Here is a 12,187-nt window from a genome sequence, read left to right as displayed (position 1 = left end):
TTATCCTCCCGCCCCGCGAGGCGGGAGGACATAATGGCACAACCGGCCGGCGCGGCGATCCGCGCCTTCTTCGACGAAGGCACCAACACTGTCAGCTACCTGGTCTGGGATCCCGCGACGAAGTGTGGCGCAGTGATCGACCCGGTGCTGGACTGGGACAATCGCAGCGGCGAGGCCGACCTGAAATCCGCCCAGGCGTTGCTCGATGCGGCTCGGCAGGAAGGTGTCACGGTCGAATCGGTGCTGGAGACCCATGTGCATGCGGACCACCTGACCGCATCGCCCTGGATCAAGCAGCAGACCGGCGCACGTATCGGCATCGGGGAGGGCGTGAAGCAGGTGCAGACCATCTTCCGCCCGGTCTTCGGGCTGGAGGACATGCTGCCGGAGGGCGGCGACTTCGACCACCTGTTCCGCGATGGCGAGCGGTTCCGCATCGGCAGCCTCGATGTCGAAGTCATGCACACGCCCGGCCACACCCCGGCCTGCATCGCCTATCGCATCCTGCCGCCGCAATCGGCAGCCGATGCTCCCTCCGACGTGTTCGTCGGCGACACCATCTTCATGCATGACTACGGCACCGCGCGCTGCGACTTCCCCGGCGGCGATGCGCGGCAGCTCTGGCATTCCATCCGCCGCCTGCTGTCGCTGCCGCCGGAGACGCGCCTCTGGATGTGCCACGACTACAAGGCGCCGGGGCGCGACGTGTACGCCTGGCAGAGCACGGTGGCCGAGCAGCGTGCGCGCAACCCGCATGTGAAGGATGGCAGCACGGAGGAGGACTTCGTCGCCTTCCGCAAGGGGCGCGACGCGAAGCTCTCGGCCCCGACGCTGCTGCTGCCTTCCATCCAGGTCAATGTCCGCGCCGGCCGTTTCCCGAGGGCGGAGGCGAATGGCGTGCGCTACCTGAAAATTCCGGTGACGCCGAAACGCCCGGACGCAGCCTTGTCCTGAGCAGCGGGCGACCGCAAGCTCCCGCCGGTGATCTTCGCAGGAGGGAACTGCATGCGCCTCGGCATGGTCGGGCTTGGCCGGATGGGCGGCAACCTGGTGCGGCGCCTGGCAAAGGCTGGTATCGGCGCGGTGGTGTGGGACCGCGACCCCGCCGCCGTCGCCGCGCTCGTCGCGGAGGGCGCGGAGGGCGCGACCGACCTCGCGGACCTGGTCAAACGCTTGGCCCCGCCCCGTGCCGTCTGGGTGATGCTGCCGGCCGGCGCGGCCACGGAAGGCGCGCTGGCCGAACTCGGGCAGCTTCTCGCGCCGGGTGATGTCGCCATCGATGGCGGCAACGGGATGTGGAAGGACGCCATCCGCCGCGCCACGCTGCTGCGCGAGCGCGGCGTGGATTTCCTCGACATCGGCACCTCCGGCGGCGTCTGGGGCTTGGCGCGCGGCTACTGCCTGATGATCGGCGGACCGGCGGAGCCGGTGGCGCGGCTCGATCCCGTCTTCGCCGCCCTGGCGCCCGGCGAAGCCGCGGCACCGCCCACGCCCGGCCGCGATCCCGCCGCCGATCCACGCCCGCCCCAGGGCTATGTGCATTGCGGCCCGAACGGCGCCGGGCATTTCGTGAAGATGGTCCACAACGCCGTCGAATACGGGATGATGCAGGCGATGGCCGAGGGCCTGGAGCTGCTGCAGCAGGCCGACAGCGACCGCCTGCCGGAGGAGCACCGCCTGCCGCTGAACGTCCCTGACATCACCGAGGCCTGGCGGCGCGGTTCCGTCGTCGCCTCCTGGCTGCTCGACCTCACGGCGCAGGCGCTGGCCGCGGATGGCGAGTTGTCCTCCTATTCGGGGCGCGTCGGCGATTCAGGAGAGGGCCGCTGGGCCGTGCAGGCGGCAATCGAGAGCGCGGTGCCGGCACCTGTGCTCTCCGCCGCGCTCTATGCGCGCTTCCGCTCCCGCCAGAGCGGACCGTTCGCCGACCGCGCACTGTCGGCGATGCGCAACGCCTTCGGCGGGCATCTCGAGCCGGACCGCCCGATCGCCGAAGGGCCGGGAGGCCCGAAGGCGTGAATTGGCCGGTCAGATCATGACGCCCCTGCTTGTTCTCATGGGCGTCACCGGCGCCGGGAAGAGCACGGTGGGCACGCTGATCGCCGAGCGGCTCGGCCTTCCCTTCCGCGATGCCGACGAATTCCACCCCCCTGCAAACATCGCGAAGATGAGCAGCGGCACACCGCTGACCGACGACGACCGCTGGCCGTGGCTGGACGCGATCGGCGCGCATCTCGCGGGGCACCGCGGCGTCGGCTGCGTCGTCACCTGCTCGGCCTTGAAGCGCGCGTATCGTGACCGACTGCGCGAGGCCGCGCCCGATCTGCGCTTCATCCACCTGCATGGCGACGCGGCGCTTGTCGCGATGCGGCAGGCCGCGCGGCAGGGGCACTTCATGCCGGCGAGCCTGGTTGCCAGCCAGTTCGCCACGCTGGAACCGCCGGCGCCCGACGAGCGTGTCGTCGTGCTCGACGTCGCCGCGACGCCCGAGGCGCTGGCCGATGCGGCGATCGCCGTGCTGACGGAGGACGCAGGATGAGCACAACGTTCCGCGGCATCTACCCGATCCTCTACGCCTTCTTCGGCGCCGACGGCCGGCTGGACGAGGCGGCGATGCGCCGGCAGGTGCGTTGCTGCCTCGCCGGCGGCGCGCATGGCCTCGCCGTGCTCGGCCTGGCGACCGAGGTCAACAAGCTCAGCGCCACCGAGAAGCGCGACGTGGTGCGCTGGAGCGCGGAAGAGATCGCCGGGCGCGTGCCGCTCGCCGTCACCGTCGCGGAAGCCACTGCCGAGGACGCGGCCCAATTCGTGCTGGATGCCCAGGCATTGGGCGCCACATGGTGCATCCTGCAGCCGCCGCCGGTGCGCGGCCTGCCGGAATCCGAATACGTGGCCTGGTATGGCCTGGTCGCCGATCTCGTCGCGAAGCGCAGCGAGATCCCGCTCGGCATCCAGAACGCCGCAGCCTATATCGGTGTCGGCCTCTCGCCCGGCGGCGTCGCCGCGCTGGCGAAGCGCCACCGCAACGTGAAGCTGATCAAGGCCGAGGACAGTGCGGTGGATGTGCAGCGGCTGATCGAGGCGACCGAGGGCCGGCTCACCGTCTTCAACGGCCGCGCCGGCCTGGAACTGCCGGACTGCCTGCGCGCCGGCTGCGCGGGGATGATCCCGGCGCCGGAATGCGCCGATGTGCAGGCCCGGATCTACGATTTCATGGCCGCCGGCGACGAGATGGCGGCGGAGGTGGAGTACCGCGGCATCGCGCCGATGATCGCCTTCGCCATGCAGGGCGTTGCGATGTTCCTCTGCTACGGAAAGCGCATGACCGCCTGGCGCATGGGCCTGCCGGAGATCGTCGAGCGCCCGCCCGCGCTGCCGCCCACGCCCTTCGGCCTGGCCTGTGCCCGTCGCTTCGCGGACGCGCTCGGCCGCTATCCCGGCGCCTGACCTGCGCCGCATGCGCATCGCCATCCTCTCCGACATCCACGCCAATCGCGAGGCCTTCGAAGCCTGCCTCGGGGATGCCGAACGCCGCGGCGCGCAGCGCCTGGTCCTGCTCGGCGACATCGTCGGCTATGGCGCGGATCCGGGATGGGCGGTGGCGCGCGCGAAGGAGTTGGCGGAAGCCGGCGCACTGATCGTCAAGGGCAACCACGACGCCGCCGCCGTCAGCATCGAGGGCGGCATGACCTCTGCCGCCGGCGCCGCCATCGCCTGGACGCGCGCCGTTCTGGATGCGGACGCGAAGCGCTTCCTCGACCTGCTGCCGATCGAGCTGGAGGATGACGACCGCCTCTATGTCCATGCCAATGCCGAGCACCCGACGCTCTGGCGCTACATCCGCGACGCCGAGGATGCGCGCCGCAGTCTGGAAGCGGTGCGGGCGCGCGTCGTGCTGTGCGGCCACACCCACATGCCGATGCTCTACACGCTGACCGCGACGGCGAAGCTGGTCTCGCACCGCCCGGTGACGGAGGTGCCGGTGCCGCTCATCCGTCCGCGGCGCTGGCTGGTGGTGATCGGCGCCGTCGGACAGCCGCGCGACGGTGAGCCCGCCGCCGCCTACGCGATGCTCGACACGCAGAGCTCGGAGCTCGCGACCATCCGCGTGCCCTACGACATCGCCGCCGCGGCCGGGAAGATCCGCGCCGCCGGGCTGCCCGAAATGCTCGCCACGCGCCTGTTCCGCGGGCGCTGAGCATGGCGCGCCACGACCTCTCCGAGGGGCAGGAGATCGACGGCTTCCGCATCGGCGCGCGCCTGCATCAAGGCGGCATGGCGGCGTTGTGGGAGGCGACGCATCCCGCCCACGACCTGCCCCTGCTGGTGAAGGTGCCGCGGCTGGCGGAAGGGGATGATCCGGCCGCGATCGTCTCCTTCGAGATGGAGCAGATGATCCTGCCGCGGCTCTCCGGCCCGCATGTCCCTCGCTTCCTTGGCGCCGGCGGCTTCGACCGGCAGCCCTACCTGGCGATGGAGCGCATCCCGGGCCCGACCCTGCTGCCGCTGGTCGAGGAACTGCCGTTGCGCATCGAGCGCATCGCCGAGATCGGCGCGCGCGTCGCCGATGCGCTGGACGCGCTGCACCGCCAGCATGTGGTGCATCTGGACATCAAGCCGTCCAACATTCTCACCCGCCCGACCGGCGAGGCGGTTCTGGTGGATTTCGGCCTTTCGCATCACCGCCAGCTTCCCGACCTGATGCAGGAGGAGTTCCGGCTCCCCTACGGCACCGCGCCCTACATGGCGCCGGAGCAGGTGATGCGCGTACGCAGCGATCCGCGCAGCGACCTCTTCGCGCTGGGCGCGATGCTCTACTTCCTCACCACCGGCGCGCGGCCGCACGGCGATCCGCAGCGCCTGGCAGGGCTGAAGCGCCGCCTGTGGCGCGACCCGATCCCGCCGCGCCGGCTGCGCGCAGATTGCCCGGACTGGCTGCAGGAGATCATCCTGCGTTGCCTGGAGGTGCTGCCGGAGCGGCGCCACCCCACCGCCGCGCAACTCGCCTTCGATCTGCGCCATCCCGACCGGGTGGCGCTCACCGCCCGTGCGCGGAAGGCGCGGCAGGATGGGTTTGTCCGCGTGATGCAGCGCCGCTTCGGCCGGCAGCCACGCTTCGCGCGGCCCGGTGCTGATTCGCCCGAGTCCGGCGCGGCCGCCCCGCTCGTGGTCGTGGCGGTGGACCTCGCCGCTGAGGCCGCTTTGCTCGGGGCGATGCGCGCGACCCTCGGCCAGATCCTGGCGACGCTGCCCGGTGCGCGGCTTGCCTGCGTCTATGTGCTGCAGCAGCTTATCTCCCCAGTTGGAACGCACGACGAGGAGGAGAGAAACCCGCACCTGCAGCGCCTGATCGAGCTTAAGCACTGGGCAGCGCCGCTCCGCCTGCCAGAGGGGCGCGCGACCTTCCACGTGCTGGAGGCCGCTAGCCCGGCCGCGGCGATCCTGGACCATGCACGCCTCAACGGCGTTGACCACATCGTGATCGGCGCACGTGCACAATCGTTGCGCCGTCGCGTGCTCGGTAGCGTTTGCGCCGCAGTGGCGTCCGAAGTGCCATGCAGCGTGACGGTGGTGCGGACGCGCCAGCGCGAACAGGAGCCCTGAGCCCGAGGGGACGGCACGGATCGCGTCCGCACGACGGCGCAGTCTTCATGCTTTCGTGCGCGCGGAACCCTTTCGGGGTTCGAGCGCTGTGCGCCGGCCGGGCAAGTGGACGGTCCGTAGCGTCTTCGGGAGTGGGCGGCTTGGGGTGGACGCGGCTGCTGCGGGTGCGACGCCTTCCGGCGCGGGATGTCCGCGCCCATCCGACGCCGCCGACCGACGCTGGCCTGGTCGTGCCGACCGCGCTGCTGGCGCTGGTCGCGGCGCTGGTCCTGAAGGTCTCGCTGCTGCCGCTGAGCAACACCGACATGACGGAATACGCGCTCGGCTGGCTGGCCGCGACGCGGGAGCGCGGTGTCGCCGTGCTGGGCGACGAGGTGACGGATTACGCGCCAGCCTACAGCTACCTGCTGTTGATTGCTGCACTGGTGCCCGACTGGGTGAAGCCGCTCACGGCCGTGAAGCTGATCTCGCTCGCTGGCGATCTGGTGCTGGCGGCGCTTGCCGGGCTGCTCGTCCAGGCGCTGGGCGGGGGGCGGATGCGGGCGCTGGTCGCGGTCGCGGTGGTGTTTGCGTTGCCGACGGTGCTGATCAACGGCAGCGTCTGGGGGCAGACCGACGCGATATGGACCTCCGCCCTGCTCGCTGCGCTGCTCGCCATGCTGCACGGCCGCGCGGCCGCGGCTTCGCTGCTGGTCGGGCTCGCCTTCGCCTACAAGCCGCAGGCCGCCTTCTTCGGCCCGATCCTGCTGGCCTTCCTGCTCGCGCAGCGGCAGCCGCACTGGCTGGTCCTGCTGCCGGTGCCCTATCTCCTCCTGGCCCTGCCACCGCTGCTGGCCGGGCGCTCGGCGGCTTCGGTCTTCGGAGTATATGTGGCGGTCTTCGGCAGCCTGGATGAGGTGTCTTACGACGCGCCGGGGCTGTGGACGTGGCTGCAGGCGGCCGGGGTGGATCCGGATCGCGCCGTGCTCCCCGGACTGCTGGTCGCCGCGGCGGCCGGCGCGGGGCTGACGGTCCTCGCCCTGCGCGGCGCCTGCCGCCGTCTGCAGGGCCAGGGGCTGCTGGTTGGCGCGGCGCTGAGCTGCTCGCTGCTGCCGTTCCTCACGCCGAAGACGATGGGCCGCTACTTCTTCGCCGCCGAGGTCATCCTGGCGCTGCTGGCCTGCCTCAATCCCCTGCTGCTGCCGGCCGTCATCGCCTCGCAGACGGCGGCGCTTCTGGCCTATGAGCCGTTCCTGCTTGGCCTGATCAACTGGCGCGTCCCGCTGGCGGTGCTGTTCGAGGCGTTCGCGATCCTGCTGGTGCTGCGCTTGTGGCTGCGCAGCCGCGCGTGAGTCACGGCTCGCCCGCGTGCCGCGAGACCCGCGCGCGCTCGCCCAGCACGCCGCGCGGCCGCAGCACCAGGATGGCGGCGATCAGCACGCCGATCAGCACCACCTGAAGCGCTGCGCCGCGTGCCTGCTCGGCGGCGGGCAACGCCGCCCGGACCAGGCCACCCGAGGTGGTCCAGATTGTCCAGACCAGCACCGCGCCGAGGACCGCGCCGGCATTGCGGCCCGACCCGCCGACGATCAGCATTGCCCAGACCTGGAAGGTCAGCACCGGAAGAAAGTCTTCGGGCGCGATGTAGCCGACGAAATGCGCGTAGAGCGCGCCGGCCAGCCCCATCAGCATGCAGCCCAGCACGAAAGCCTGCAGCCGGAACGCCGCGGCGCGCTTACCGAGCGAGGCGGCGGCGAGCTCATCCTCGCGGATCGCGCGCAGCACGCGCCCCCAGGGGCTGGCGACCAGCCGCTCCAGCGCCCACCAGGCCAGTGCCAGCACGCCGAGTACGAGGCCGAGATAGGCGAGGTTCCAGCCCAGCCCGGCGCCCAGCATGCCGGCGAGCGGCTTCGGGATGGACTGGATGCCGAAGGGCCCGCCGGTCAGCGCTTCCGCATTCAGGGCGACGAGCTGGATCACCACGGCGATGCCGAAGGTGGTGATCGCCAGGTAGTCCTCCCGCAGCCTGAGTGCCGCGATGCCGACGACCAGCGCCGCGACACCCGAGGCCAGCATCGCGCCCAGCCAGCCGATCACGACCGGCAGCCCGAAGCCGCCGAAGCGTGCCGGGTCGGGCGGGCCGGTGAGCAGCGCCGACGCATAGGCGCCCACTGCCACGAAGCCGGCGATGCCCACATTGAACAGCCCGGTGAAGCCCCATTGCAGGTTCAGCCCCAGTGCCATCACCGCATAGATGCCGGCGAAGACCAGGAAGAAGGAAAGATAGGAAAGCGCCGGCAGCAGCTCCATCACGCGCGCTCCCCGAACAGGCCGGTGGGGCGCAGCAGCAGGATGGCGATCAGCACGGCGAAGGCGGTGGCGGCACGGTACTCGGCGCCGACCAGCGGCACGGACAGGCTTTCGGCGAGACCGACGATGTAGCCGCCCGCGACCGCCCCGCGCACGCTGCCGATGCCACCCAGGATCGCCGCGGCGAACAGCGGCAGCAGCAGCTCGAAGCCGAGCCCGGGGCGGATCTGCCCGACGATGCCGGCGAAGACGCCGGCCATCGCCGCCAGCGCCGCGCCGATCACCCAGGTGGCGCGGATCACGCCCTCCACATCCACGCCGGCGACGCGGGCGAGGGCGGGATTCATCGCGGTGGCGCGCATGGCGCGGCCGAGCGTGGTGCGCGTCAGCAGCGCCTGCAGCGCCAGCATCGCCGCCAGCGTCATTCCGATCACCAGCATCTGGTCGGGCGTGATGCGCAAGCCGCCGAGCACGTCGCCCAACATCCCACTCGGCACCAGGCGGATCGCGATCTGGATCTCGCGCGTGTAGTATTCGGGCAGCGTGCCGTAGAGGAACTGCACGAGGTTGCGCAGTGCCAGCGCGGCGCCGAAGCTGGCGATCACCAGTGTGATGGCATTGCCGCGCCGCAGCCGCTTGAACAGGAGCCAGTCCACCGCCAGGGCGAGCGCTGCGGTCAGCGCTGCCGCCAGCAGCAGCGCGACGATGAGCTGCCAGCCGAAGGAGAATGGCCCGAGCGGCTCCATCGCGCCGCCACCGGTCAGCGCCAGCAAGAGGGCCAGCGCCGAGGCGGCGAGATAGGCGCCCCAGGTCATGAACTCGCCGTGGCCGAAATTGGCGAAGCGCAGGATGGAATAGGTCAGCGTCAGCCCAACCGCGCCGAGCGCGATGACGCTGCCGACCACGAGACCATCGGCGACCAGTTGCAGCATGCTCAATGGGCCTCCGCCGCGGCGCCCAGGTAGAGGGCAGCGAGGCGCTTGTCGTCCGCCAGCTCGGCTGCGGGGCCTTCCAGCCGTTCCCGCCCTTCCACCAGCACCACGGCACGGTCGGCGATGGCGAGCGCGGCCTTCACGTTCTGCTCGACCAGCAGGATGGTCACGCCCGTTGCGCGCACCGCCTTCAGGCGCTCGAAGACAACGCCCACCAGCTTGGGCGAGAGGCCGGCGGAAGGTTCGTCCAGCATCAGGACCGAGGGTGATGCGACCAGCGCGCGCGCCACGGCCAGCATCTGCCGCTGCCCGCCCGAAAGCCGCCCGGCGGCGAGCTTCCGCTGACGGTCGAGGTCGGGGAACAGCGCGAACATCTCCGCCAGCTCCCGCCGCCGCGATCGCGCGATCAGGGCGGATGCGAGCTGCAGATTCTCAAGCACGCTGAGATTGGCGAAGACGTTCTCCGTCTGCGGCACGAAGCCGAGACCCTCATGCACCATCCGATGCGCCGGCACGCGGGTGATGTCGCGACCCGCCAGCCGCACGCTGCCCGACCACACCGGCACCAGCCCCGCCGCTGCCTTGACCAGCGTGGACTTCCCCGCGCCGTTCGGCCCGAGCAGCGCGACGATCTCGCCTTTCGCCACGCTGACCGAGGCGCCGCGCAGGATCGGCAGGCCGGGCTCGTAGCCGCCTTCGACATTCTCGATCTGCAATGCCCCGCTCACCCGAGATAGGCCTCCATCACACGCGGATCGCGCTTCACCTCCTCGGGCGTTCCCTCCAGCAGCTTGCGCCCCTGTGCCAGAACCATCACCGGGCGGCAGAGCGTCATCACCAGGTCCATGTTGTGCTCGATGACGAGGAAGGTGATGCCGCGGGCGTTCAGCTCGGCGATCTTCTCCATGATGATGGCCAGCAGCGGCGGTGCGACGCCGGCGCCGGGCTCGTCCAGCAGGATCAGCCGCGGCTCCGCCACCAGCACGCGGGCGAGTTCCAGCAGCTTGCGCTGCCCGCCCGAGAGCACGCTGGCCGGCTGCGACGCCAGCTTGGCGAGGCCGACGAACTCCAGCCAGTGCATCGCGACGTCGCGGTTGCGCCTTTCTTCCGCCGCCACCGCGCCCGGCCTGAGCCAGTTGGTCCAGAACCGCTCGCCGCGCTGGCCAAGCGGCGCGAGCATGACGTTCTCCAGCACCGTCATGGCGGGGAAGGGGCGTGGGATCTGGAAGGTTCTCCCGAGTCCGCGCGCGAACACCTGGTCGGGGCGCAGGTCCTCGATCCGCGCGCCGTCCAGTGTGATGCTGCCCGCATCCGGCTTGAGGCTCGCGGCGATAAGGTTGAACAGCGTGGTCTTGCCGGCGCCGTTCGGGCCGATCAGCCCCGTGATGGTGCCGCGCGCAAGGGTGAAGGAGACGCCGTCCACCACGGGCGGCCCCCCGAACGCCTTCGTCAATCCCTCCGCGACCAGCATGGTGGCGAAAGGCCGCGCGGCCGCCTGCGCGTCAAGCCTCTGGCTTGCCGATACCACCGCGCCGGCCGATATCGGCCGCAACGGACAGGGGGCCGCGATGGACGAGGACGGATTCGACCTCTGGGACCTGAAGGTCGAGGTGGTGGCGCCGCGGGGCGCCAGGCTCTGGTGCGGTGCGCAGCCCGGCGACTTCTTCGAACTGAAGGGCGAGATGCTGCACCTCCCGCCCGGCCAGGGCTTTTCACTGTATTCGCTGGCCGCCCTGCTGCCGCTGCTGCCGGCGAAGCAGCGGCCGACGCACCCGATGGACTGGATGACCTCCGACGCCGAGGTCGCCTGCCCCGATCCGAACTGCCCGAGCCGGTTCCGCATCACCCGCACGGCGCTGCGCCGCTTCCGCCGCGCCGACACCACGGCGACGCAAGCGCCATGACGGTGGAGACAGCGCTCCTCGCGCCCGGCTATGAGATCTCCCGCCTCGTTCGCGGCGGCTGGCAGCTTGCCGGCGGGCATGGCGAGGTGGAGCAGGGCCGCGCCATCGCCGACATGCGCGCCTTCCTTGATGCCGGCGTCACCACCTTCGACTGCGCCGATATCTACACCGGCGTCGAGGAGATGATCGGTGCCTTCCGCGCGACGCTCTCGCCGGCCGAGCGTGCGCGCCTTCACGTCCACACCAAGTTCGTGCCGGACCTTTCGGCGCTCGCCACGCTGCGCTTCGCCGATGTGGAGCGGATCATCGACCGCTCGCTGCAGCGGCTGCGCGCCGAGACCCTGGACCTCGTTCAGTTCCACTGGTGGGACTACGCGATCCCCGGCTTCGTCGAGGCCGCGGGGCACCTCGATACGCTGCGCCGCCGCGGCAAGATCCGCCATGTCGGCGGCACCAATTTCGACACGCCGCACAGCGAAGCGATGATCGCCGCCGGCGTGCCGATCGTCTCCATGCAGGTGCAGTATTCGCTGCTGGACCGGCGCGTGGCTGGTGCGATGAGCGAGCTCTGCGCGCGGAGCGGCATGCAGTTCCTCTGCTACGGCACGGTGGCGGGCGGTTTCCTCTCCGCCCGTTGGCTCGGCAGGCCCGATCCGGTGGAGCCGCTGGCGAACCGCAGCCTGGTGAAGTACCGGCTCATCATCGAGGAGTTCGGCGGCTGGGACGCCTTCCAGGCGCTGCTGCGCGTGCTGGACGGCATCGCGCGGCGGCACGGCGCCTCCATCACCGCGGTCGCCACGCGCTGGGTGCTGGATCAGCCGCATGTCGCCGGGGCCATCGTCGGCGCGCGCTATGCCGAGCATCTGCCGGACAATCTCGCCGTGTTCCGCTTCGGGCTCGACAATGCGGATCGCGCCGCCATCGCAGCGATCCTGGCGCGGCACCCCGGCCCACAGGGCGATTTCTACGCGCTGGAGCGCGACCGCGCCGGCCCGCATGGCCGCATCATGAAATACGAACTGAACCGTGACTGACGCGGATCGTTGCGCAGCGGAGATCGTCGGTCTTCACCGGGTCTTCGAGACCACCCTCGGCGCACCCGGCGTGGAGGATGCCGGCCGGTTCGCCGCCGCCTTCGCCCCCGGCTTCGCCATGGTCACGCCCTCCGGCCGGCGGCTCGACCGTGACGAGACGCTGGCCTTCCTGGCCGGGGCACGCGGCGCCCGCGGCACGGGATTCCGCATCGCCATCGAGGAGATCGCCGTGCTGCACGCGGCGCCGCCGCTGATGCTCATGCACTATGTCGAGCGGCAATGGTCGCACGGGCAGGAGACGGCGCGGCGCGCCGCCGCCCTGTTCCGCATGGAGCCCGAACGCCCCCGCTGGCTGTTCGTGCAGGAGACCTGGATCACGCCGCCCCCGGCCTGACGCCCCGTTTACAAGGCTTCGCCGCAGGAC

14 protein-coding genes are annotated in these 12,187 nt (G+C 71.0%); 10 read left to right on the top strand and 4 right to left on the bottom strand.

The window, feature by feature from the left end; translation table 11 throughout:
- Positions 1-33: 33 nt before the first annotated feature.
- From ACESM1_RS09115 to ACESM1_RS09085, 7 genes are all read left to right on the top strand, one after another.
- The gene (locus ACESM1_RS09115) at positions 34-954 is read left to right on the top strand and encodes an MBL fold metallo-hydrolase (RefSeq protein ID WP_372619412.1); all 921 of its coding nucleotides are present in this window, start codon (positions 34-36) and stop codon (positions 952-954) included.
- A 51-nt stretch (positions 955-1,005) separates the two neighbouring features.
- Positions 1,006-2,019 (top strand): phosphogluconate dehydrogenase (NAD(+)-dependent, decarboxylating), encoded by a 1,014-nt coding sequence (gene gnd / locus ACESM1_RS09110; protein WP_372619411.1) that lies wholly within the window; start codon positions 1,006-1,008, stop codon positions 2,017-2,019.
- Between the two features lie 16 nt (positions 2,020-2,035).
- Entirely contained in the window at positions 2,036-2,539 is a 504-nt protein-coding gene (locus ACESM1_RS09105; RefSeq protein WP_372619409.1) for a gluconokinase, read from the top strand.
- Positions 2,536-3,447: a dihydrodipicolinate synthase family protein gene (locus ACESM1_RS09100; protein WP_372619407.1), complete on the top strand. Its 912-nt coding sequence runs from the start codon at positions 2,536-2,538 to the stop codon at positions 3,445-3,447. Before ACESM1_RS09105 ends, ACESM1_RS09100 begins: the two co-directional genes overlap by 4 nt.
- 10 nt (positions 3,448-3,457) lie before the next feature.
- On the top strand, positions 3,458-4,198 hold the full coding sequence (locus ACESM1_RS09095) for a metallophosphoesterase family protein (protein ID WP_372619406.1): 741 nt from the start codon (positions 3,458-3,460) through the stop codon (positions 4,196-4,198).
- A gap of 2 nt (positions 4,199-4,200) precedes the next feature.
- Entirely contained in the window at positions 4,201-5,604 is a 1,404-nt protein-coding gene (locus tag ACESM1_RS09090) for a serine/threonine protein kinase (RefSeq protein WP_372619405.1), read from the top strand.
- Between the two features lie 140 nt (positions 5,605-5,744).
- Positions 5,745-6,935, top strand: coding sequence for a hypothetical protein (locus ACESM1_RS09085; protein ID WP_372619404.1), 1,191 nt, complete (start codon positions 5,745-5,747; stop codon positions 6,933-6,935).
- A gap of 1 nt (position 6,936) precedes the next feature.
- Here the strand turns inward: ACESM1_RS09085 and ACESM1_RS09080 are convergent, their stop codons facing one another.
- Genes ACESM1_RS09080 through ACESM1_RS09065 form a run of 4 tightly spaced genes read right to left on the bottom strand, consistent with a single transcriptional unit; the run spans position 6,937 to position 10,278 of the window.
- Complete coding sequence (locus tag ACESM1_RS09080; RefSeq protein ID WP_372619403.1) at positions 6,937-7,893, bottom strand: branched-chain amino acid ABC transporter permease; 957 nt, start codon at positions 7,891-7,893, stop codon at positions 6,937-6,939.
- Complete coding sequence (locus ACESM1_RS09075; RefSeq protein ID WP_372619401.1) at positions 7,893-8,825, bottom strand: branched-chain amino acid ABC transporter permease; 933 nt, start codon at positions 8,823-8,825, stop codon at positions 7,893-7,895. The genes ACESM1_RS09080 and ACESM1_RS09075 overlap by 1 nt, the downstream gene beginning before the upstream one ends.
- A gap of 2 nt (positions 8,826-8,827) precedes the next feature.
- On the bottom strand, positions 8,828-9,553 hold the full coding sequence (locus tag ACESM1_RS09070; RefSeq protein WP_372619400.1) for an ABC transporter ATP-binding protein: 726 nt from the start codon (positions 9,551-9,553) through the stop codon (positions 8,828-8,830).
- Positions 9,550-10,278: an ABC transporter ATP-binding protein gene (locus ACESM1_RS09065; protein WP_372619398.1), complete on the bottom strand. Its 729-nt coding sequence runs from the start codon at positions 10,276-10,278 to the stop codon at positions 9,550-9,552. The genes ACESM1_RS09070 and ACESM1_RS09065 overlap by 4 nt, the downstream gene beginning before the upstream one ends.
- Before the next feature lie 115 nt (positions 10,279-10,393).
- Between ACESM1_RS09065 and ACESM1_RS09060 the strand changes: the two genes are divergently transcribed.
- The 3 genes from ACESM1_RS09060 to ACESM1_RS09050 are packed head-to-tail and all read left to right on the top strand — an operon-like array spanning position 10,394 to position 12,157.
- Positions 10,394-10,729, top strand: coding sequence for a TIGR04076 family protein (locus ACESM1_RS09060; RefSeq protein WP_372619397.1), 336 nt, complete (start codon positions 10,394-10,396; stop codon positions 10,727-10,729).
- The gene (locus ACESM1_RS09055) at positions 10,726-11,763 is read left to right on the top strand and encodes an aldo/keto reductase (RefSeq protein ID WP_372619395.1); all 1,038 of its coding nucleotides are present in this window, start codon (positions 10,726-10,728) and stop codon (positions 11,761-11,763) included. Before ACESM1_RS09060 ends, ACESM1_RS09055 begins: the two co-directional genes overlap by 4 nt.
- Entirely contained in the window at positions 11,756-12,157 is a 402-nt protein-coding gene (locus tag ACESM1_RS09050) for a hypothetical protein (RefSeq protein ID WP_372619393.1), read from the top strand. The genes ACESM1_RS09055 and ACESM1_RS09050 overlap by 8 nt, the downstream gene beginning before the upstream one ends.
- Positions 12,158-12,187: the final 30 nt, after the last annotated feature.

Source organism: Falsiroseomonas sp., assembly GCF_041690465.1.
In the GTDB taxonomy this organism is placed as follows: Bacteria; Pseudomonadota; Alphaproteobacteria; order Acetobacterales; family Acetobacteraceae; genus Falsiroseomonas.
This window is presented reverse-complemented; position numbering and strand designations above follow the sequence as displayed.

Bases quoted from the DNA above. Each gene is read 5' to 3' on its own strand.
- ACESM1_RS09060 (WP_372619397.1), top strand. From the start codon at position 10,394: ATGGACGAGGACGGATTCGACCTCTGGGACCTGAAGGTCGAGGTGGTG.
- ACESM1_RS09100 (WP_372619407.1), top strand. From the start codon at position 2,536: ATGAGCACAACGTTCCGCGGCATCTACCCGATCCTCTACGCCTTCTTC.
- ACESM1_RS09090 (WP_372619405.1), top strand. From the start codon at position 4,201: ATGGCGCGCCACGACCTCTCCGAGGGGCAGGAGATCGACGGCTTCCGC.
- ACESM1_RS09115 (WP_372619412.1), top strand. From the start codon at position 34: ATGGCACAACCGGCCGGCGCGGCGATCCGCGCCTTCTTCGACGAAGGC.
- ACESM1_RS09080 (WP_372619403.1), bottom strand. From the start codon at position 7,893: ATGGAGCTGCTGCCGGCGCTTTCCTATCTTTCCTTCTTCCTGGTCTTC.
- gnd (WP_372619411.1), top strand. From the start codon at position 1,006: ATGCGCCTCGGCATGGTCGGGCTTGGCCGGATGGGCGGCAACCTGGTG.
- ACESM1_RS09095 (WP_372619406.1), top strand. From the start codon at position 3,458: ATGCGCATCGCCATCCTCTCCGACATCCACGCCAATCGCGAGGCCTTC.
- ACESM1_RS09075 (WP_372619401.1), bottom strand. From the start codon at position 8,825: ATGCTGCAACTGGTCGCCGATGGTCTCGTGGTCGGCAGCGTCATCGCG.
- ACESM1_RS09055 (WP_372619395.1), top strand. From the start codon at position 10,726: ATGACGGTGGAGACAGCGCTCCTCGCGCCCGGCTATGAGATCTCCCGC.
- ACESM1_RS09105 (WP_372619409.1), top strand. From the start codon at position 2,036: ATGACGCCCCTGCTTGTTCTCATGGGCGTCACCGGCGCCGGGAAGAGC.